Raw genomic sequence first — 20,570 nt, 5'->3', positions numbered from 1 at the left:
CGCCGGGTGTCAGCGGGTGACGGCGGCGAGGGTGTGGTCGGCGAGGGATTCGATGGTGGAGCGCGCGAGCATCGTGTCGACGTAGCAGAAGGTGATCGACATGGTGGTGTGCAGGGTCGCCACGGCGACGGTGAGGGCGCTGGCGCAGGAGTTGGTGCCCGCGACGGTGAGGGCCGTGATGGGCAGGGGCTCGGGGGTTTCGGGGGTGGTGAGGTGACCGAGGTTGCTCAGGGTGACGTTCCATGGCGCGCGACGGTCGACGAGTTCGACTGCGCGCCTGCCTGATTCGAGCGAGCGCGGGCACCCGTAGCGAATCGCGGCCAGCGCGGTGAGGTCGGCATGGCGGTCCAGGCGCTGAGCCAGGTGAGCTTTGGCGGTGCCGGCCGCGTCCCAGAGGGAGCTTTCCGGGCCGAAGGGGATGAAGGTGGGGACCACGGCGGTGAACATGCCCGGTTCGTCGTCGGCGGGCGGCGGACGCAGGCGCGACCGCACGTCGACCGGGATGCCGATGGCGGCGATGCCGGAGCCACGGGGGCGATTCAGCTCGCCCAGCGCTTGGGCCAGCGCGGCGGTCAGCGCGGCGTTGACGGTGACGTCCGCGCGATGACAGCGGGTGCGCAGCGCGGCCAGCTCGTCGCCCTCGAGGGTGCGCAGCACGGTGCGGGTGCGCCGGGCGGGCAGCGGCGGCGGGGTGCCGGGCAGGCCGACGGTGCGCCGCAGAGTCGCGGTGAGCTGGCCGGAGAGGTTCGTGCGCAGGCACCGCAGCAGGCCGGTGTGCGCGGGTGGGATCAGGTCGTCGGCGGCCGGGATCGGGGGCCGGACGATCTCGGACGCGGGCGCGCCGAAGGCGACGGCGAGGATGCGGGAGCCGAGCGAGGCCATCGAACGGCCGTCGACGAGGACATGCGAGAAGACCAGGATCAGGTCGTGCAGCTCGTCGGACGTACCTGGGCGCCAGGCCAGATCGATGAGCCTGCCGGGCGTGGTCGCGAGATCGACCGGGGTGGCGAGCTGCTCGTCGAAGACGGTGCGCCACTCGTCCGGATCGCCGACGATGCGATGCAGCACCGGCAGATGTGGGTCGGCGGCGGGCACGAACCGGGGCCCGTCCGCGACGACCACCCGCAGCAACGGGAATTCGGCGACCACCGCCGCCGCGGCGTCCTCCAGGCGATACCCGCCGATCGGGCCGCGCACCCGCAGCCGGACCACGCAATTGGCCGGGGACAGCTGATCGACCAGCCAGAACCAGCGCTCCGACGGTGACAGCGGGCGATCGATCTCGCCGTCGCGCACCCTCACGCCCGCCCTCCTCCACTCACCCGGACCCACCCGCGGCCCGTCCACACGCGTCCGTTCGAGAGTACGGCCGCGACCGCACCCCGGCGCGAATCCCACGGTTCCCGGTGCGCCGGACCGGCGCCGACCCCCTGCACAGGCAAGCCGCCGACCCGCGGTCCCCACTGCGCCACCGAGGATTCGGTCGCTGGTGATCCCGAGGCAGGTGCGCGACTCGTTCGACCGCTGGTGATCCCAGCGCAAGTGCGCGACTCGTTCGGCCGCTAGTGATCCTGGTGCCGGTGCATGACTCGTTCGGTCCACAGGGCGTCCGCCAGCAGCGCGCCGTCGGCGCCGCCGTGTCTGGAGAGCAGGACGGAGTGTCCCGGGTGGCGGGACGGGGTGGGCAGGCTGATGCCGCAGCTGCCGAGGTAGCTCAGCAGCATCGTGGTGCGCAGGATCGTCGCGTTGGCGGTGTCGTAGGCATCCGGGTCGGCGAGCAGGTCGGTGATCGGCGGTGGCAGGCGGCGGATCGTCGGGCAGAGGAGAGTCGCGGCGCCGAGTTCGGCGGCGAAGTCGGCGCGCAGGCCGGGCAGCGCGGCGTACACCGGGGCGATGGTGGTCGCCGTGTGGGCGTTGGCTTCCAGACGGCGGCGGGTGGCCGGTTCGATCGGCATCGTCGAGCGAAGCCGGTGGCCGTGCAGGCGGTGGGCCTCGGCGCCGACGATCGTGCCGTGGTCGTCCAGCAGTCGCTGTGCGGTCACGAGGGACGCGAGCGCGCGGACCTCGACGGCCGCTCCCGCGGCCCGCAGGTGCGCGACGGTGCGGGCGAAGTTCTCGGCGATCGGGGCCGCGAGGTCGTCGGTCCATTCGCCGGTCGGGACGACGAACCGGGGCGGCAGCGGGCGCGCGGCGTCGAATCCCGCTGTCGTTCTGAGGGATTCGTTCCCATGACCGGCGATACGCTCCCGGCCCGTTGTCCGGCCCTCGAACCCCTGGCCGACGGGCGCCGACCCGAGTGACGGCGTGGAACCTGATGGAAGCAATAGGCCGTCGAGGGCGGCGATGTCGGTGACGGTGGTGGCGAAGAGACCGACGCTGTCGAGAGTCGGCGACAGCGGCGCGAAGTCGTGCGGCCCGTATCGCCCTGGGCTGGCGCGGAATCCGAGGACTCCGCAGAGGGCGGCGGGGATGCGCACGGAGCCCGAGGTGTCGGTGCCGACCGCCAGCGGGACCAGGCCACGGGCGACGGCGACGGCCGACCCCGACGAGGATCCGCCGGGGATCAGATCGGGGGCCACGGGGTTGGTGGGGGTGCCGAAGCGGGTGTTGACGCCGAGGCCGGAGAAGGCGAACTCGCTGAGGGTGGTCTTGCCGAGGGTGACCAGGCCCCGATCGTGGGCCCGGCGCACGAGCAGGCTGTCGACGGCGGCGGGTTCGTCGTACTGGTGGCTGGCCGAACCGCACGTCGTGACCGTGCCCTGGAGATCGAACAGGTCCTTCCACACGATCGGCACACCGTCGAGGACACTGCGCCGAAGGCCCCGTGCCGCCCGGCGATCGCCGACCGCGGCCTGGAGACGGGCGCGTTCAGCGGTGACGGTCACCAGCGTCGTGGCCGAATCAGGCTGCCGCGCAACGGCTATCGCCGAGGAGACGACCGCCGAAGAGGTCGTGTCGCCGGTCGCGATGGCGTGTGCCGTGGCGAGGGCAGTGATCATGGGCACTTCCTGTGCGTAGACCGAACGGACCATCGCACGCTATCGCGCCCGCAAGCCCTCGTGACATAGTGAAACATCCACTTCGAACACAAGAGAGTGTCGACATCTCCATGGCGCTCGGGTCCCGCGCACCGGTTGACTGAACGGCATGACAACGTTGAGCCACCCGGAGCCGGTCCTCGTGCCCGCCAGGCAGGCCAGGTCGGTGCTCCTGCGCCCCGGAGATCGCCTGCGGATCACCGATGTCGCCGGCGGGCAGGTCGGTGACGTGTTCGCCTACCACGCCGACGACCTCGCCGAACACCACAGCGCCGCGCACACCCGTACCCACACCAGCCGCCTGTTCCCGGCGCTGGGCGAGGCATTCGTGACCAACCGGCGCCGCCCGATCCTCACCTACCTCGCCGACACCTCCCCCGGCATTCACGACATGCTGATCGCCGCCTGCGACCCGCAACGCTATGCGGCCTACGGGGATCCGGACCACGCCAGCTGTGCGCAGAACCTGACCGACGCGCTGGCCGAACGCGGGTATCCGGCGCCGTCCCATATCCCGCAGCCCATCAACGTGTTCATGCGCATCCCCGTCGGCGCCGACGGCGAGCTGTCGTGGCTGACCGCCGCGACGCGGCCCGGCGACGCCATCACCTTGCGCGCCGAGCTGCCGTGTCTCGTCGTCGTCTCGTCCTGCCCGCAGGACCACAACGTCATCAACGGGGCGGGCCCGAGCCCGCTGTCGCTGACCGTCCTGACCACCGAGGAGAAGAACCGATGACCACCACCGACCTCGCCCACCCCGCCCTCGCCCCGTTCGATCTCGGACCCCTGCGGCTGCGCAACCGCTTCACCGTCGCCCCGATGACCCGGATCTCGGCCCAGCCCGACGGCACCCCGACCGCGCAGATGGCCGGGTACTACCGCGAATTCGCCGCAGGCGGCTTCGGCCTGATCACCACCGAGGGCATCTACCCCGACGCCGCGCACAGCCAGGGCTACTTCGGCCAGCCCGGTCTGGTCACCGAGGGCCATGTCGCCGGGTGGCGGACGGTGGTGGACGCGGTGCACGCCGAGGGCGTGCCGATCGTCGCCCAGCTGATGCACGCGGGCGCCATCTCCCAGGGCAACTCCTACGGCGTCGGGACGATCGGTCCGTCGGCCGTGGCGCCGCCGGGACGGATGATGGCCGACTACGGCGGCGTCGGCGGCGCGTGGAGCGCGCCCGCGGAGATGACCGCCCGGGATATCGACGAGGTGATCGCCGGATTCGCCGCCGCGGCCACCCGGGCCAGGGCCGCCGGGTTCGACGGCGTCGAGATCCACGGCGCCAACGGCTACCTGCTCGACCAGTTCCTCACCGACTACACCAATCTGCGCACCGACGAGTACGGCGGCCCGGTGGCGAACCGGATCCGGCTGCACGTGCGCGTGCTGGACGCGGTGCGCGAGGCCGTCGGCGACCTGCCGGTGGGAATGCGGCTGTCGCAGACTAAGGTCAACGACTTCGCCTACCGCTGGCCCGGCGGCGCGGACGACGCGCGTGTGATCTTCGACGCGCTGGCCGACGCGAGCTACCTGCACATCGCCAGCGAGGGCCGCGACTTCCTGGAGACCGCGCGGCTGGCGGGCGGCTCGACGATCACCCAGCTCGCCCGCGAGGTGACCGGTAAGCCGGTCGTCGCCAACGGCGGCATGCACGCGCTGCCCCAGGCGGCCGACGTCCTCACCGGCGGGCACGCGGATCTGCTCTCGCTCGGCACCGGCGCGCTGGCCAACCCCGACCTGCCCCGCCGGGTCGAGACCGGGGCTCCGCTCGCCGCGTTCGACCGTGAGATGCTGCACCCCATGGCGAACCTGGACACTGCCGCGGCCTGGCGCGCACGCCGATGACCTCCTGGACCCGTGGCGCGGCCGCCGTGGCGACCCTGACCTTCGACGTCGACGCCGAGACGCCGATCCTCGCCGAGGGCGGGCGCTACGCCGAGCACCCGATGGTGATGTCGCACCAGTCCTATGGGCCCGATGTCGGCGTGCCACGGATCCTCGACCTGCTCGACGAGTTGGCCGTGCCCGCGACGTTCTTCGTGCCCGGCTGGGTCGCGGAGCAGCGTCCGGGGCTGGCCGCCGCGATCGTCGATCGCGGGCACGAGGTCGCCCACCACTCCTACAGTCACCGAGCGCCCACCTCGCTGCCCCCGGGCGCCGAGCGCGCGGATTTCGTTCGGGCATTGGAGGTTTTCGCGGCACAGGGCATCGACATCGCCGGGCACCGGGCGGCGATGTGGAGCGCCAGCCGCGAAACCCTCGGGCTGGTCGCCGAATACGGGCTGGCCTACGACTCCTCGCTGATGGGTGACGACCGGCCGTATCTGGTGCCGGGCGCGCACGCGCCGGTGGTGGAACTGCCGGTGCACTGGTCGCTCGACGACTGGGAGCAGTACGCGTACCTGCCGCAACCGCGGATCGGGTCGGTCATCGAGGAGCCGGCCAAGGTCGAGCGCATGTGGCGGGCCGAACTCGACGGGATGCGCCACTACCGGTGCCTGTTCAACGTCTGCATGCACCCGTTCCTCACCGGCCGCCCTGGCCGGATGCTGGCGCTGCGCAGCCTGATCCGCTACGCCCAGGAGTGCGGGGACGTGACGTTCGCGCGCTGCCGGGACGTGGCGGCCTGGGCCCGCGCCGACACCGCGACACCGCAGCGGCCACTGCCCACCTACGACCTGGATCCGGCGATCTATCCCGGCTGAGCGCCCGCCGCGAGCGCGAGGAACAGGTCGACGGTGTCGGCGAGCCGGTGGACATCGCGGCCGGTGAGCTCGGTGATCCTGGCCATCCGGTTGCGCAGGGTGTTGACGTGCACATGCAACGCCGTCGCCGTCACCCCCCACTGCCCGTCGTTGGCGAGGAAGACGCGCAGGGTGTGCTCGAGTTCGGTGTGGGCGCGGGCGTCGTGCGCACGCAGGGCGCCGAGGACCTGGTCGGTGAATCGCTCCAGGACCCGGGCGTCGAGCAGGCCCAGCAGCATCCGGTGGGTGGCGATATCGGCGAAGGTCGCGGTGTCGGGGCCGGGCTGCGCGCGCAACGCCTGGCAGACCTCCCGCGCCCGGACCAGCGGCTCGCGCAGGCTCGACGCGGCGGCGGCGAGGTCACCGACGCCGATGACGATGCGGGGCGCCGCCGTACGGCGGGCGATGTCGCCGGAGAGCTCGGCGGCGAAGCGGGCCAGCTCCTCGGCGGTGCCCGGCCACGGGCTCACCGCCACCACGTCGCGGCTGCCCGCGGCGGTGAACACCGGGATGCCGTGCGCGGCGAACAGGGTGCCCACCGCGTCGGCGATGTCGTCGAGGGACACGTCCGCGCCCGCGAGCGCGAGGACCGCGAGCGGCTCGTCCGACGGCACGCCGTAGGCCCGCAACCGACGGCTCACGTCGTCGTCGCGGCCGGGTCCGGACAGGATCATCTCGAGCACCTCGGCGGCGAAGCGGGCCTCGATGGCCTGCACCGCCTGCTGTTTGGTGACCTCGAGACTCAGGAACCTGGCCGCCTGCTCGAGGGCCTCCCGGTCGGCGGCGGTCAGCGTCGCCGCCGGCTCGAGGCAGTAGAGCCCGGCGTCGATCTCCCCCATCGCGCCCTTGACGAGGTACAGCGCCGTCGGTCCCGACCCGAGCAGGTTCACCTCCAGCGGCGGTGGCGTGCGATTGAGCGCGGCGGCGGCCACCCTGATCTGCTCGGCGGTCGGCTCACAGCCGATGGCGGCCAGGCAGCGGCCCCGCCGATCGACCACCAGCAGCGGCAATTCCGTCTCGCCCCGCAGGATTTCGAGGACGCCCGCCGCACCGCTGCCACGCGAGAGCGCGGTGGCCAGCGCGTCGCCCCGACGCACCGTCGCGGTCAGCTCGGCTTGCAGTACCTCGTTCTGGATCCGGGCGGCGGCCCGGGTGAGGGCGGCGAACGGGACCCCGATACACAACTCGACCAGGGGCAGCTCGCGCTCGCGGCACAGGTCGACGAGTTCGGCGGGCAGCACCGGGGTCTGCGCGGTCAGCCCGAAGACCAGGCCGGCCGCACCCGCCTGGGTCAGCGCCTCGACGAACCCCGCCGCCGCGACGTGCGGCCGCCACAGCCCGTTGGTCAGCACCAGCTCGCCGGGACGCACATAGCGCGACGGGTCGGGCAGCTCGGTGGTGTGCAGCCAGCGGATCTCGGCGGCCAGGCGATCGGTGAGTTCCGGCGTCACGATCCGCAGGCCGAGCGCGGGATCGGCGACCAGTCTGCTGATGGTCAACACCCAGCGAATCTACCCACCGATCCGGTCGGGATGCTCAGTGCTTTCACAGGTAGTTACTACGTGCGTATTATGGACTTATGGGTTTCGAGTGGCCTGATTGGGCGATCGCTCACCTGATCGGCGTCGAACCCAGCGAGGTTCGGCAGGTCCTCGCAGCGTCACGACGGTGGCCACGCCCGGCCTTCGACGGCCAGGTGTCCGTTCTGACGGTGTGGGGGCGCACCACGGCCGGACGTCCGCTGATCGTGGTCACACGACAGCGCGACGACTGGACGTGGGTGATCATCGGCGCACGCGCGATGCGCGCCGAGGAGCTGGCGCAATTCGAGCAGTGGGAAAGTAGGGACCGCTCATGAGCGATCAGGATTATCCATCGAGCAAGGAAGAGCTCGCCGACTTCATGGATCGGCTGAGTTTCTCCGATGCGGCCGCCGAAGCGCCACCCCGCCTGCCCGCCAACGAGGACATCATGGTGACCACCTCCATCCGGTTGCCGCTGGGCCTGCACTCCCGGTTGAAGGACCTGGCCGACGAACGTCGGGTCGGCGTGTCCACGCTGCTGCGGGAATGGGCGGAGGCCGCCGTCGCCGAGATCGACGACGAGGATCAGCTGATCTCACTCGCCGAGGCCAAACGGGCGCTGTCGCGGGTCCATCCCATCCACCGCGCCAGCTGATTCGTGTTCGTGACCCGACCGTTCCCGCGTGAGAACCGCAGGGTGTAAATACTTCTCATGATGTTCTGGCGGCGTCGGCCGAAAGCCGATCTGCACACGGTGCCCAGGTGGCCCAACGACCCCGACGCGAGGAAGGTCCTCGCCCACTATCTCGCCCAGCTCCCCGCCGACCCGACGGTGCCACGCACGACCGAGATGCTGTTCAACGGCTGGGGACTCGACCTCACCGGCAGCGATCTGTCGGGGCTCGATCTGGGCGGCGCCGAGCTCGGCGAAGCCCGGCTGGCCGGTGCCCGGCTGATCGATACCGACCTCTACGGCGCCTGGATGCTCGCCACCGATCTGTCCGGGGCCGACCTCACCGGCGCCGACCTCGGCACCGCGCAGGCCCGCGACTGCGTCTTGCGCACGGCCCGGCTCGTCGGCGCGCGCCTGATGAAAGCCGATTTCGCGGCCTCCGATTTCCGCGGCGCCGATCTGACCGGCGCCGACCTGCGCCGGGCCTGCTTCGGCGACAGCGACTTCCGCGGCGCGAGTCTGCGGGACTGCCGGCTCGATCGCGCGAACTTCGACGGCGCGCGGCTGGCCGGCTGCGATCTGACCGGCGCCAGCGGGGCGGTCGACGGCGCGATCGACATCGGTTACGAGTCACCGCGGCTGGTGCGCGGCGAGGAACTCGCGGCGTGGTTCGCCCGCAACGGCGCCACCGCGGTCGGGGTAGCCGTGTGCGGATGAGGTAGCCACGCCCGAGCGCGGGGCAGGTGACCACGAATTTCCTTGCACGAGTGGGTAATACACGCGCATTCTGACGCTGTGCAGAAGCTGGTCGCGGTGGTTCTCGCGTTCGTCGTCGGATTCGGGATCGTCGGCTGCAAGGCGGACGAAGGAGCCGACACGGCGAAAGAAGTCGTGTGCGAGATGGTGGTGCCGGTCGTCGACAAGACCGGCGGCTGCACCGGCCCGAGCACCCCGAAGTCCTCCGCGACCACCCCCTCGAGCACGCGGAGCACCTCTGGATCGTCGACCCCCACGAGCTGAATTCCGCGGCGTCGCCGACGAACCGCGGTGCGGCCGGTCGGATTTCAGCTGCTTCAACGAAGACCGAGGCCCCCGCGGGTGCGGGGGCCTCGGTGGGTCTAGCTATCGAGAGTGCGTCAGCGACGGCGCTTACCCTTGGTTTCAGCGCGGGCGGCCTCCCGGCGTTCGCGGCGGGTGCCGGGCTGCTGGCCGCCGTATTCCTGCGCGTCGGAATGGGATTCGGCGCGGCCGTCCTCGGCGGGACCCGAGTAGTTCAGGCCGCGGGGGGCCTGATCGGAGATGCCCTTGGCGCGCAGGGCGGGCGGGGCCTGGGTCTCGACGGGGGTGTCCTGGGGGCGGGCGCCGACCGGGGAGCGCAGGCCGGTGCCGACGGACACGCCTTCGGGCTGGGGCTGCTGGACCTCGACCTGGAGGTTGAACAGGAAGCCGACCGACTCCTCCTTCAGACCCTCGAGCATCGCGGCGAACATGTCGAAGCCCTCGCGCTGGTACTCGACCAGCGGGTCGCGCTGGGCCATCGCGCGCAGGCCGATGCCCTCCTTGAGGTAGTCCATCTCGTAGAGGTGCTCACGCCACTTGCGGTCCAGGACCGAGAGCAGGACCTGACGTTCCAGGTTGCGCATCGCGCCCTCGCCGGCCAGGCCGTCGATCTCCTGCTCGCGCTTCTCGTAGGCGGTGTGCGCGTCGTCGAGCAGGGCCTCGCGGAGTTCGTCGCGGGTGAGCTCGCCTGCGTCGCCGGTGTGGGTCTCGCCCACCAGCTCCTTCTGGTCCAGGCTCACCGGGTACAGCGTCTTGAGCGCGGTCCACAGCTTGTCCAGGTCCCAGTCCTCGACGTAGCCCTCGGCGGTGGCGCCGTCGACATAGGCCGCGACGACATCGGTGATCATGTTCTGGACCTGACCCTCCATGTCCTCGCCACGCAGGATCCGGTTGCGCTCGCCGTAGATGACGGTGCGCTGCTGGTTCATCACCTCGTCGTACTTCAAGACGTTCTTGCGGATCTCGAAGTTCTGCTGCTCGACCTGGGTCTGGGCGCTCTTGATGGCCTTGGAGACCATCTTCGCCTCGATCGGCACGTCGTCGGGCAGGTTCAGGCGGGTCATGATCGCCTCGAGCGCGGCACCGTTGAAGCGGCGCATCAGCTCGTCGCCCAGCGACAGGTAGAAGCGGGACTCGCCCGGGTCGCCCTGGCGACCGGAACGACCGCGCAGCTGGTTGTCGATACGGCGCGACTCGTGCCGCTCGGTGCCGAGCACGTACAGACCACCGGCCTCGCGCACCTTCTCCGCGTCGTCCTCGGTCTGCTTCTTGACCTGCTCGAGGGCGGAGTGCCAGGCGGCCTCGTACTCGTCGGGGGTGTTGACCGGGTCCAGGCCCTGCTTGCGCAGCAGGATGTCGGCGATGATGTCGGCGTTGCCGCCGAGCACGATATCGGTACCACGACCGGCCATGTTGGTGGCGACGGTGACCGCGCCGGGCCGACCGGCCTCGGCGATGATCTGGGCTTCCTGCTCGTGGAACTTCGCGTTCAGCACCGAGTGGGCGACGCCGCGCTTGGTGAACTGCTTGGACAGGTACTCCGAGCGCTCGACGCTGGTGGTACCGATCAGGACCGGCTGGCCCTTCTCGTGCCGCTCCACCACGTCGTCGACGACCGCGGCGAACTTGGCCTCTTCCGACTTGTAGATCAGGTCGGCCTGGTCCTTGCGGACCATCGGCTTGTTCGTCGGGATCGGGACCACGCCGAGGTTGTAGATCGAGTGCAGCTCGGCGGCCTCGGTCTCGGCGGTACCGGTCATACCGGACAGCTTGTTGTAGAGGCGGAAGTAGTTCTGCAGGGTGATCGTGGCCAGCGTCTGGTTCTCCGGCTGGATCTCGACCTTCTCCTTGGCCTCGATCGCCTGGTGCATGCCCTCGTTGTAGCGGCGGCCGACCAGGATGCGGCCGGTGAACTCGTCGACGATGATGACCTCGCCGTCGCGGACGATGTAGTCCTTGTCGCGGGTGTAGAGCTCCTTGGCCTTGATGGCGTTGTTCAAGTAGCTCACCAGCGGCGAGTTCGCGGCCTCGTAGAGGTTGTCGATACCGAGCTGGTCCTCGACGAACTCCACGCCCGCCTCGTGCACACCGATGGTGCGCTTCTTGATGTCCACCTCGTAGTGGACGTCCTTCTTCAGCAGCGGCGCGATGCGCGCGAACTCGGCGTACCACTTGGACGAGGCGTCGGCCGGGCCCGAGATGATCAGCGGGGTACGGGCCTCGTCGATGAGGATGGAGTCGACCTCGTCGACCACGGCGAAGTTGTGCCCGCGCTGGACGAGATCGTCGAGCGAGTGGGTCATGTTGTCGCGCAGGTAGTCGAAGCCGAACTCGTTGTTGGTGCCGTAGGTGACATCGGCGTGGTAGGCCACCCGACGCTCGGCCGGGGTCATGCCGCCGAGGATCACGCCGACCTCGAGGCCGAGGAAGCGGTGCACGCGGCCCATCCACTCGGCGTCGCGCTTGGCGAGGTAGTCGTTGACGGTGACGACGTGCACGCCTTCGCCGGAGAGCGCGTTCAGGTACGCGGGGAGCACACAGGTCAGGGTCTTGCCCTCACCGGTCTTCATCTCCGAGATGTTGCCCAGGTGCAGCGAGGCGCCGCCCATGATCTGCACCTTGTAGTGCTTCTGGTTCAGCACCCGCCAGGACGCCTCCCGGGCCACCGCGAACGCCTCGAGGAGCAGGTCGTCGAGGGTCTCACCGTCGGCGTAGCGCTGCTTGAACTCGCCGGTCTTGGCGCGCAGCTCGTCGTCGGTCAGCTGCTCGATCTCCTCGCCGTACGCGATGACCTCGTCGGCGAGGTTCGACAGGCGCTTGACCATGCGACCTTCACCAATCCGTAGCAACCTCGTCAGTGTCAGCGCAGGCACGGGTCTCGTCAGTCCTCTGGTCGGAGTGTGTTCGGCTAGTGAGCCACGGTGTTATGGGCCATGGTAGTCCGCAGACCACCGTACCCGGCCGGGAGTACCCGTGCCCGGTGTACCGGGCGATGGCATCGGCCCAGGTCACGCGCGCCGAGGAGGCTCCTTGCCCGGCACCGCGATTCACCTACGGTGACGTAGGATGAGGCACGTGCCCGATCTGCGCGGTGCGGCACCGGAAGGAGTAGCGGAGCGCGTGATCACGAGACTGACGCCGCAGGATGCGTCGTTCTACCGACTCGAGTCGAGCAGCAACCCGATCCACATCGGCTCTCTCGCGATCCTCCAGAACACCGAAACCGGCGTCACCGGCCAGGTCCTCGACTACGACGGCCTCATCGACCTGGTCGAATCCCGGCTGCCGCTGGTGCCGCGCTACCGCCGCAAGGTGCGCGAGATCCCGCTCGCCCTGGGCAGGCCGGTGTGGGTGGAGGACAGCCGCTTCGACATCAGCTACCACATCCGCCGCTCCGCGCTGCCCGGTCCGGGCAGCGACGAACAGCTCTACGACCTGGTCGCCCGGCTCGCCTCGCGCCCGCTCGATCAGGGCAGGCCGCTGTGGGAGATGTATCTCATCGAGGGGCTGGCCGACGGGCGCAGCGCGGTGTTCACCAAATCGCACTCCGCGCTCGTCGACGGCGACACCGCCCTCGAGATCGGGCACGTGATCCTCGACAACAGCCCGCTGCCGCGCGAACTGGCCGACGACGCGTGGCGGGCCCCGCGCGAACCCACCGACGTGGAGCTGCTGGCGGGCGCGCTGTCCCAGCTGGCCGCGCAGCCGCGCGAGGCCTACGAGGTCGCCCGCGACGCCGGGTCGAACGCGTTCGGGCTGGTCCGGGGCACGCGCATGGCGGTCAAGGCGGCGACGAACGCGGTCCGCGCGGCGACCTCCGGGGTCGCCGACAGCCCGCTCAACGCCCGTACCTCGCGCAGCAGGCGGTTCGACGTGGTGCGCACCGACCTCGAGGACTACCGGACCATCCGGCGCCACTTCGACTGCTCGATCAACGACACGGTGCTCGCCGTGGTCACCGGCGCGCTGCGCAACTGGCTGCTCTCACGCAACGAGGCCCTGGTCGAATCGGACAACCTGCGGGCCGTGGTGCCGATGTCGGTCTACGTCGACGGCGGCGACCAGCTGACCCCGGCCAGCGAGGTCTCCTCGTTCCTGATCGATCTGCCGGTCGGCGAGCCGAATCCGGTGATGCGCCTGTCCCACATCTCGCACGCCACCGAAGCCGCAGGTCGGCAGCGTCGTGGCGTGCGGGCTCGCACGCTGGTGCACCTGGCCGGGTTCGCCCCGGCGAGCCTGCACGCGATGAGCGTGCGCGCGGCGAGTACCTTCGCCGACAACACGTTCAACCTGGTGATCACCAACGCGCCGGGACCACAGACCGCGATGTACATCGGCGGGGCGCGCATGCTGGAGATGTATCCGGTATCGCCGCTGCTGCGCAATCAGACGTTGAGTTTCGGGCTCACCTCGTACGACGGTCAGGTCTTCTACGGACTCAACGCCGACCGCGACGCCATGGCCGACATCGACGTCCTGGCGGCGTCGGTGCACGAATCGATGGAGGAGTTGCTCGGTGCCTGTATCTGACAACGGCAAGCTGCGCGTCTACATCCCGGCGACGATCCCGATGCTGCGCAGGCTCGTCGACGAGCGGGAGGTGTTCCCGCTCGGCGCGACCGCGTTCGCGGTGACACCCGCGCTGCGCGAGGCCTACGCCGCAGGCGACGACGACGAACTGGCCGAGGTCGCGATGCAGGAGGCGGCCAGGGCGTCGATGCGGCTGCTCGCGGCCGAACGCGATGGCCTCGACGACGCGGCCGACGACGCCACCGCCGAGGGCGAGGCGGCCGACCCCGGCAGCCCGATCTACCGGCGGGCGGTGATCGCCGCCGACGTCGCCGGCGCGAAGCTGCGGCCCGATCTGGACGACGCGGTGGTGAAGCTGGCCGGGCCGATCACCTACGACCAGGTGGCGTCGGTGCACGTCGACCTGGCCGAGGCCGAGCCGCAGGTCGCCAAGGCCGTCGACGTCATCGACGCCGCTGATCTGGGCGATACCGACGCCGAGTTCGTCCTCGGTGACGCCGAGGACCACCAGCTCGCCTGGTACGCCACCCAGGAACTACCGTTCCTGCTCGACCTGCTGTGACATCTCCCGAGATCAACGCCGTGATCACCGCTGCCACTGCCATCAAACCTACGATGCCGTAACCTGGCTGCGAGCGAGCTGCCCCACCGCGGCTCGACGGCAGGACAGGGAGACAACGGCAAGCATGGTCATGAACAAGTTCCGGGAATGGCTCGAAGCACCGGCCGCGCAGGTCGGCGACCGCGGCGGCAAGCTCAACGTGCTGCGTGGCGCGGTAGCCCGGGTGACCACTCCCCTGCTCCCCGACGACTACCTACATCTGGCCAACCCGCTGTGGTCGGCGCGGGAGCTGCGCGGGCGGATCGTCGAGGTACAGAAGGAGACCGCCGATTCGGCGACCCTGGTGATCAAGCCGGGCTGGGGTTTCGACTTCAAATACCAGCCGGGCCAGTACATCGGCATCGGCATCCTGATCGACGGCCGCTGGAACTGGCGGTCCTACTCGCTGACCTGTCCGCCGGACTGGACCGGCGAGGGCGGCAAGCGGCTGATCTCCATCGCGGTGAAGGCGATGCCGGAGGGCAAGCTGTCCAGCCACCTCGTCAACGGGGTGGCCGCGGGCACGATCGTGCGCCTGGCCGCGCCGCAGGGCGGATTCGTGCTGCCGGAGCCGCCGCCGGCGAAGGTGCTCTTCCTCACCGCGGGCAGCGGCATCACCCCGGTGATGTCGATGCTGCGGACGATGGATCGGCGCGACGGCGTCTCCGATGTGGTGCACGTGCACTCGGCGCCCACCGACGCCGATGTGATGTTCGGCGCCGAGCTGCGGGCGCTGCACGACAAGCACCCGAGCTTCGTCTCGCACCTGCAGCTGACCGACGCGCAGGGCCTGTTCTCGCTGGCGAGCCTGGACGAGCTCTACCCCGATTGGCGTGAGCGCGAGACCTGGGCGTGCGGCCCGGCCCCGATGCTCGACGCGATCGAACAGCATTGGAAGACAGCCGGAATCGCCGAGAAGCTGCACATCGAGCGCTTCGAGGTCGAGCGCTCGGCGATCGGCGAGGGCGGCACCGTGACCTTCGGCACCACCGGCCGCACCGTCTCCGCCGACGGCGCGACCAGCCTGCTCGAGGCGGGCGAGTCGGTAGGGGTCCAGCTGCCGTTCGGCTGCCGGATGGGCATCTGCCAGACCTGCGTGGTCACCCTGTCCGCCGGACACGCCCGCGACCTGCGCAACGGTGACGAACGTCAGCCGGGCGACAAGGTGCAGACCTGCATCTCCGCCGCCGCGGGTGACTGCACGCTCGACATCTGAGCACCCCACGCACTTCGGACACCAGGTACCCTCGGAGTAATGCGTCGGCCATATGAATGGCCGACAGCGGCTGGTCCCGGCTACCACGCGCCGACCGGCGCACGAGGGCCGAGAACGCGGCACAGCCAGCCGTTCTCGGCCCGTCTCCGTTCCGACCCGACCAGCCGCCACACCAACAGAGAGGACCCCGGTGGCCATCACCGATATCCAGGCCTTCGCCCACCTCACGTCGGCCGACATCGAGACCCTGGGGAAAGAACTCGATTCGATCCGCCGTTCGGTGGAGACCTCCCGCGGCGAACGCGACGCGAAGTACATCCGTCGCACCATCGCCGCCCAGCGCGCGCTGGAAGTGGCGGGACGCGCGGTGTTGTTCGGCAGCCGCAACCGCTGGGCCTGGCTCGGCGGCACGGCGCTGCTGTCGGTGGCCAAGATCATCGAGAACATGGAGCTGGGGCACAACGTCAGCCACGGGCAGTGGGACTGGATGAACGATCCGGAGATCCACTCCACCAGCTGGGAGTGGGACATGACCGGGACCTCGGCGCAGTGGCGCCGGGCGCACAACTACTCCCATCACACCTACACCAACGTGCTGGGCAAGGACGAGGATCTGGGCTTCGGCATCCTGCGGATGACCCGCGACGAGGCCTGGCACCCCAAGCATCTGGTGCAGCCCGCGGCGAATCTGTTGCTCGCGGCCACCTTCGAGTGGGGCATCGCGCTGCACGACCTCGGCATCGAGAAGGAGCTGGCCGGAGTTCCGACCAAACAGCTGCTCTCCGAGCCGAACAAGGAGTTCGCCCGCAAGGCGGGCCGCCAGGTCGTCAAGGACTTCGTGCTCTACCCCGCGCTGACCGGTCCCGCCTGGAAGTCGACCCTGAAGGCGAACACGACCGCCAACCTGGTCCGCAACCTGTGGGCCTACGCGGTGATCTTCTGCGGCCACTTCCCCGACGGCGCCGAGAAGTTCACGATCGAGCAGCTCGACGGCGAGACCCAGGGCGAGTGGTACCTGCGCCAGATGCTGGGCAGCGCCAACTTCAAGGCCGGTCCGGTGATGGCGTTCATGAGCGGCAACCTCTGCTACCAGATCGAGCACCATCTGTTCCCCGACCTGCCGAGCAACCGGTACCCCGAGGTCGCGGTGCGCGTGCGCGAACTGTGCGACAAGTACGACCTGCCCTACACGACCGGCTCGCTGGGCAAGCAGTACCTGCTGGCGTTCCGGACCATCCACAAGCTGGCCCTGCCGGACCGCTTCCTGAAGCGGACCGCCGACGACGCGCCCGAGACGTCCTCGGAGCACAAGTTCGCCGGCATCTCGCTGCCGGACGCGCTGCGGGTCGATCCGGAGACGGGCAAGCGCTTCGGCCTGCGCTCGGCGCTGCACGACGCGAAGGTGTCGCTGGAGATCAAGGCCAGGCACGAGAAGGAAGTGCTGCGCGAAGCGAAAGCGACGCTGAAGGCGCGGGCGCGGCAGGAGAAGCTGGCATTGCGCGAAGCCAAGCGCGCCCTCGGCGAGCGGGCCAAGCACGAGCGCGGCGCGCTGCGCGACCGAGCGGCCAAGCGGATGGCGCGCCGGGGATGAGATAACATCTCCATCTCGATTTCGCAATAGGACGTTTCACACAATCCGGGCCCGAAATCGCCAACCTACGCTCTCGTAACCTACGGTAGTGTAACCGGCATGGCGATCTCGGATGTCAAGGAATACGCGCACCTCACCGCCGCGGATGTCGAAGCTCTCGGTGCTGAGTTCGACGCGATCCGCCGCGAAATCGAATCTTCACGGGGGGCCGCCGACGCGCGCTACATCCGCAATGTCATCCGCCTACAGCGGGCGCTGGAGATCAGCGGACGTACCGTGCTGTTCGCCAGCTTCCTGCCGCCGGCCTGGCTGGCCGGCGTCGCCCTGCTCGGCACTGCCAAGATCATCGAGAACATGGAGATCGGGCACAACGTCATGCACGGGCAGTGGGACTGGATGAACGATCCGGAAGTCCACTCCACCTCGTGGGAATGGGACAACGCGGGCCCGTCGGCGCACTGGAAGATCACCCACAACTTCCTGCACCACAAGTACACCAACGTCCTGGGCATGGACGACGACATCGGCTACGGCCTGCTGCGCGTCACCCGCGATCAGCGCTGGATGCCGTTCTACCTGGGCAACCCGGTCTACAACCTGCTGCTGCAGATGCTGTTCGAGTACGGCGTCGCCATCCAGCATCTGGAGCTGGGCAAGGTCGCCAAGAAGAAGTGGACCAAGGACTCGCCCGAGTGGCAGCAGTTCGACGCCGACCGCAAGCTGGTGCTCAAGAAGATCGGCAAGCAGGCGGCCAAGGACTACGTGATCTTCCCGCTGCTCACCGGTCCCTCGTTCTTCACCACCCTGACCGCCAACATGGCCGCCAACGTGGTGCGCAACGTGTGGACCAACGCGGTGATCTTCTGCGGCCACTTCCCCGACGGCGCGGAGAAGTTCACCAAGGCCGACATCGAGAACGAGACCCAGGGCGAGTGGTACCTGCGCCAGATGCTGGGCAGCGCCAACATCTCCGGCGGCAAGGTCATGCACTTCATGACCGGCAACCTCAGCCACCAGATCGAGCACCACCTGTTCCCCGACCTGCCGAGCAACCGCTACGCCGCCATCGCCGTGCGGGTGCGCGAGCTGGCCGAGAAGTACGACCTGCCCTACACCACCGGGTCGCTGCCGGTGCAGTACTTCAAGTCGTGGCGCACGATCCTCAAGCTGTCGCTGCCCAACAAGTACCTGCGCCACACCACCGACGACGCCCCGGAGACCAAGTCCGAGAAGCTGTTCGGCGGCAATGCCGTCAGCACCGTCGACCCGGTGACCGGCCGTCGCCGTGGCCTGCGCACCGCGCTGGACGCCGGGCGCAAGCTGGCCCGCCGCTCGATGGCCTGACCGGCTGCGGTTGACTGGTCGGCGTGTGTGCCGACCAGTTGAGCGTCTACGACGCGATCCGCCTGCGCCGTGATGTGCGCGCCGAGTTCACCGGCGAGCTCGTCGACGACGACACCCTGTGGCGGATTCTGGACGCCGCCCACCGCGCGCCCAGCGTCGGCAACTCCCAACCGTGGGACTTCGTCGTGGTCCGCAAGCCCGACACTCTGCGCCGCTTCGCCGACCACGTCGCGGGCAAGCGGGTCGAGTTCCGGGACGCGCTGCCCGCCGATCGGGCCGAGACCTTCGAGCCGATCAAGATCGACGGGATCATCGAGAGCGGCACCGGCGTCGTGGTCACCCACGACGACCGGCGCGGCGGGCCACAGATCCTGGGCCGGGCGACGGTGCCGGAGACCGGCGTGTACTCGACGGTGCTGGCCATCCAGAACCTGTGGCTCGCGGCGACCGCGGAGCAGGTCGGCGTCGGCTGGGTGTCGTTCTACGATCCGGAGTTCCTGCGCGCGCTGGTCGACCTGCCCGCCGGGATCAAGCCGGTGGCCTGGCTGTGCGTCGGACCGGTGCGCGAATTCCAGCGGGTCCCCGACCTGGAACGATTCGGGTGGCGATCGGGTCGCTCGCTCACCGAAGCCGTGCACCACGAAACCTTCGGCGGCTGAACGCGATCCGGGCACCCGCTGCGACAGCGGATGCCCGGAGGGGTGTGTGTTGGTGTCAGGCCAGTCGGATCAGGCCGTAGTCGAAGGCGTGTCTGCGATAGACGACCGAGGGCCGGTCCGTCTCGCGATCATGGAACAGGAAGAAGTCGTGCCCGACCAGTTCCATCTGGTAGAGCGCATCGTCCACCGACATCGGTGTCGCGGTGTGCACCTTGGTGCGCACGATGTGGCCGGGACCGTCCTCGTGTTCGGGTTCCTCGGCATGGGCGTGCGCCGCGGCGCCGTTCGGCGCGGCGAACAGGGATTCGTCCACCAGCGTCGCGGTGGCCTGCGCGACCGAGACCGGCGTCTTGTCGCCGTAGTGCACGACGCGCCGCTTGTCCTTGGTCCGGCGCAGTCTGCTCTCGATCTTCTGGGTGGCCGACTCCAGCGCGGCGTAGAAGCTGTCTGCGCAGGCTTCCGCGCGCACGATCGGTCCACGGCCGCGCGCGGTGATCTCGACGCGCTGACAGGCCTTGCGTTGACGACGGTTGCGTTCGTGGAAAAGTTCCACATCGAAGAGGAATATCGACGGATCGAAGCGCTCTAGCCGAGCCAGCTTCTCCGCGACATAGATTCGATAGTGGTCGGGGACTTCGACATTCCGACCGGAGACCACCACTTCGGCGTGCGGGCTCTCGGTCGAGTCGGCGGCACTGTCAGCCAGTGCCGTGGGGTCAGCATCTCGCACTGATGCCCGTGAAGAAGTCGTCACGCGTACCTCCCGGATATGGCCGCACACGATGAAGCGAGTGCGGCGGGATTGAGCTGTGCCGATCGGGATTCGCTCGGCACCAGATGTCCGCGGCGCCACCTCCCAAACTTGTCGTTCGGTGTGTGTCCGCGACGCTAGTCCGCCACGGGCAAGTGCGCCACTGTTCACGCAAATTTCGCGGAGTCAAGCCGCGCAGGTCACCAAAACGGCGCACGGAAGTACGCCGATTCGACTAAGAACGCGTACCGATTCGGTGACAGTCGCCCCTGTCGTGAGGACGTCGTCGACCACGACTACCTCGGCATTCGCCGCGATGACCGCCGCGTCGGCGAGCTGGGTCACGGTCATGATCTTGTCGCGCAGATTGTGGGCACGCTCGCGTGGCGTCAACCCCACCGAGTCGCGGACCCCGCGCCGCATCCGCAGCAGCGGCACACTCCGGCTATCGATCAGCCATCGCGCGGCCTGCGCCGCCGAGCGCGCCACCGGGTCACCACCGCGGCGGCGCGCGGCCGCCGATCGGGTCGGCGCGGGCACGAGCACCAGCGGGCGATCAGGGGCCCGTAGCCGGTCCAGGGCCAGCGCCAGCGCCAGCCCGAGTGGTGCGGCCAGGTCGCGCCTGCCGTGCTCCTTGGCGGCCAGCACGGCGCGGCGCCCCGGACCGCGATAGGGGCCCAGCGCCCAGCACGGAACGCCGGGATCGGTGCGCGGACGGACCCGCACCGGGACCCGGCTCAGCTCGGCCGCGCAGCCGGGGCACCACGCGACGCCCGCCGTCGCGCAGCCACCGCAGTGGACGGGCAGCACCAGATCGAGCAGGGCTCTCATAGCGGGC

The 20,570-nt window shown here is 69.6% G+C and carries 19 protein-coding genes; 13 read left to right on the top strand and 6 right to left on the bottom strand.

The features are described 5' to 3' along the window. Positions 1–9: 9 nt before the first annotated feature. Both ATM97_RS15120 and ATM97_RS15115 read right to left on the bottom strand, forming a co-directional pair. Entirely contained in the window at positions 10–1,302 is a 1,293-nt protein-coding gene (locus ATM97_RS15120; protein ID WP_218718652.1) for a hypothetical protein, read from the bottom strand. A 260-nt stretch (positions 1,303–1,562) separates the two neighbouring features. Then, a complete protein-coding gene (locus ATM97_RS15115) occupies positions 1,563–2,999 on the bottom strand; it encodes an amidase family protein (protein WP_218718651.1) in 1,437 nt (478 codons plus the stop codon). A gap of 148 nt (positions 3,000–3,147) precedes the next feature. Here ATM97_RS15115 and ATM97_RS15110 point away from each other — a divergent pair, with 148 nt between their 5' ends. Genes ATM97_RS15110 through ATM97_RS15100 form a run of 3 tightly spaced genes read left to right on the top strand, consistent with a single transcriptional unit; the run spans position 3,148 to position 5,746 of the window. Further along, entirely contained in the window at positions 3,148–3,774 is a 627-nt protein-coding gene (locus ATM97_RS15110; RefSeq protein ID WP_218718650.1) for a DUF1989 domain-containing protein, read from the top strand. Then, positions 3,771–4,886: an NADH:flavin oxidoreductase gene (locus ATM97_RS15105; RefSeq protein ID WP_218718649.1), complete on the top strand. Its 1,116-nt coding sequence runs from the start codon at positions 3,771–3,773 to the stop codon at positions 4,884–4,886. Before ATM97_RS15110 ends, ATM97_RS15105 begins: the two co-directional genes overlap by 4 nt. Next, positions 4,883–5,746 carry a polysaccharide deacetylase gene (locus tag ATM97_RS15100; RefSeq protein WP_218718648.1) on the top strand — a complete coding sequence of 288 codons (864 nt, stop codon included), beginning with the start codon at positions 4,883–4,885 and terminating at the stop codon, positions 5,744–5,746. Before ATM97_RS15105 ends, ATM97_RS15100 begins: the two co-directional genes overlap by 4 nt. Here the strand turns inward: ATM97_RS15100 and ATM97_RS15095 are convergent. Next, on the bottom strand, positions 5,734–7,287 hold the full coding sequence (locus ATM97_RS15095; protein ID WP_218718647.1) for a PucR family transcriptional regulator: 1,554 nt from the start codon (positions 7,285–7,287) through the stop codon (positions 5,734–5,736). The two genes, ATM97_RS15100 and ATM97_RS15095, sit on opposite strands and share 13 nt — an antisense overlap. Before the next feature lie 77 nt (positions 7,288–7,364). Here ATM97_RS15095 and ATM97_RS15090 point away from each other — a divergent pair, with 77 nt between their 5' ends. The 4 genes from ATM97_RS15090 (at position 7,365) to ATM97_RS15075 (ending at position 9,001) form a co-directional block, all read left to right on the top strand. Next, positions 7,365–7,643, top strand: coding sequence for a hypothetical protein (locus ATM97_RS15090; RefSeq protein ID WP_218718646.1), 279 nt, complete (start codon positions 7,365–7,367; stop codon positions 7,641–7,643). Beyond that, a complete protein-coding gene (locus tag ATM97_RS15085) occupies positions 7,640–7,963 on the top strand; it encodes a hypothetical protein (protein ID WP_218718645.1) in 324 nt (107 codons plus the stop codon). The genes ATM97_RS15090 and ATM97_RS15085 overlap by 4 nt, the downstream gene beginning before the upstream one ends. Before the next feature lie 60 nt (positions 7,964–8,023). Beyond that, positions 8,024–8,698 (top strand): pentapeptide repeat-containing protein, encoded by a 675-nt coding sequence (locus ATM97_RS15080; RefSeq protein ID WP_218718644.1) that lies wholly within the window; start codon positions 8,024–8,026, stop codon positions 8,696–8,698. 78 nt (positions 8,699–8,776) lie between these two features. Beyond that, the gene (locus ATM97_RS15075) at positions 8,777–9,001 is read left to right on the top strand and encodes a hypothetical protein (protein ID WP_218718643.1); all 225 of its coding nucleotides are present in this window, start codon (positions 8,777–8,779) and stop codon (positions 8,999–9,001) included. 116 nt (positions 9,002–9,117) lie between these two features. Here the strand turns inward: ATM97_RS15075 and secA are convergent, their stop codons facing one another. Further along, positions 9,118–11,913, bottom strand: a complete 2,796-nt coding sequence (gene secA / locus ATM97_RS15070) for a preprotein translocase subunit SecA (protein ID WP_218718642.1) — start codon at positions 11,911–11,913, stop codon at positions 9,118–9,120. 247 nt (positions 11,914–12,160) lie between these two features. Between secA and ATM97_RS15065 the strand changes: the two genes are divergently transcribed. The 6 genes from ATM97_RS15065 to bluB all read left to right on the top strand — a co-directional run bounded on the left by ATM97_RS15065 (position 12,161) and on the right by bluB (position 18,981). Then, positions 12,161–13,570: a wax ester/triacylglycerol synthase family O-acyltransferase gene (locus ATM97_RS15065; protein ID WP_218718641.1), complete on the top strand. Its 1,410-nt coding sequence runs from the start codon at positions 12,161–12,163 to the stop codon at positions 13,568–13,570. Between the two features lie 40 nt (positions 13,571–13,610). Then, complete coding sequence (locus tag ATM97_RS15060) at positions 13,611–14,132, top strand: hypothetical protein (protein ID WP_218718684.1); 522 nt, start codon at positions 13,611–13,613, stop codon at positions 14,130–14,132. 124 nt (positions 14,133–14,256) lie between these two features. Continuing rightward, a complete protein-coding gene (locus ATM97_RS15055) occupies positions 14,257–15,387 on the top strand; it encodes a ferredoxin reductase (protein WP_218718640.1) in 1,131 nt (376 codons plus the stop codon). Between the two features lie 190 nt (positions 15,388–15,577). After that, complete coding sequence (locus tag ATM97_RS15050; RefSeq protein ID WP_218718639.1) at positions 15,578–16,978, top strand: fatty acid desaturase; 1,401 nt, start codon at positions 15,578–15,580, stop codon at positions 16,976–16,978. 99 nt (positions 16,979–17,077) lie between these two features. Further along, positions 17,078–18,322: a fatty acid desaturase gene (locus ATM97_RS15045; protein WP_218718638.1), complete on the top strand. Its 1,245-nt coding sequence runs from the start codon at positions 17,078–17,080 to the stop codon at positions 18,320–18,322. 23 nt (positions 18,323–18,345) lie between these two features. Further along, positions 18,346–18,981, top strand: coding sequence for a 5,6-dimethylbenzimidazole synthase (gene bluB / locus ATM97_RS15040; protein ID WP_218718637.1), 636 nt, complete (start codon positions 18,346–18,348; stop codon positions 18,979–18,981). Between the two features lie 55 nt (positions 18,982–19,036). Here bluB and hpf read toward each other — a convergent pair whose 3' ends face one another. Both hpf and ATM97_RS15030 read right to left on the bottom strand, forming a co-directional pair. Then, on the bottom strand, positions 19,037–19,735 hold the full coding sequence (hpf, locus tag ATM97_RS15035; RefSeq protein ID WP_218718636.1) for a ribosome hibernation-promoting factor, HPF/YfiA family: 699 nt from the start codon (positions 19,733–19,735) through the stop codon (positions 19,037–19,039). 183 nt (positions 19,736–19,918) lie between these two features. Beyond that, on the bottom strand, positions 19,919–20,563 hold the full coding sequence (locus tag ATM97_RS15030; protein ID WP_218718635.1) for a ComF family protein: 645 nt from the start codon (positions 20,561–20,563) through the stop codon (positions 19,919–19,921). Between the last annotated feature and the right edge of the window lie 7 nt (positions 20,564–20,570).

Source organism: Nocardia sp. MH4 (assembly GCF_019266065.1).
In the GTDB taxonomy this organism is placed as follows: Bacteria; Actinomycetota; Actinomycetes; order Mycobacteriales; family Mycobacteriaceae; genus Nocardia; species Nocardia canadensis.
The sequence above is the reverse complement of the archived record's forward strand: the minus strand, read 5'-3'. Positions and strand labels throughout refer to the sequence as shown.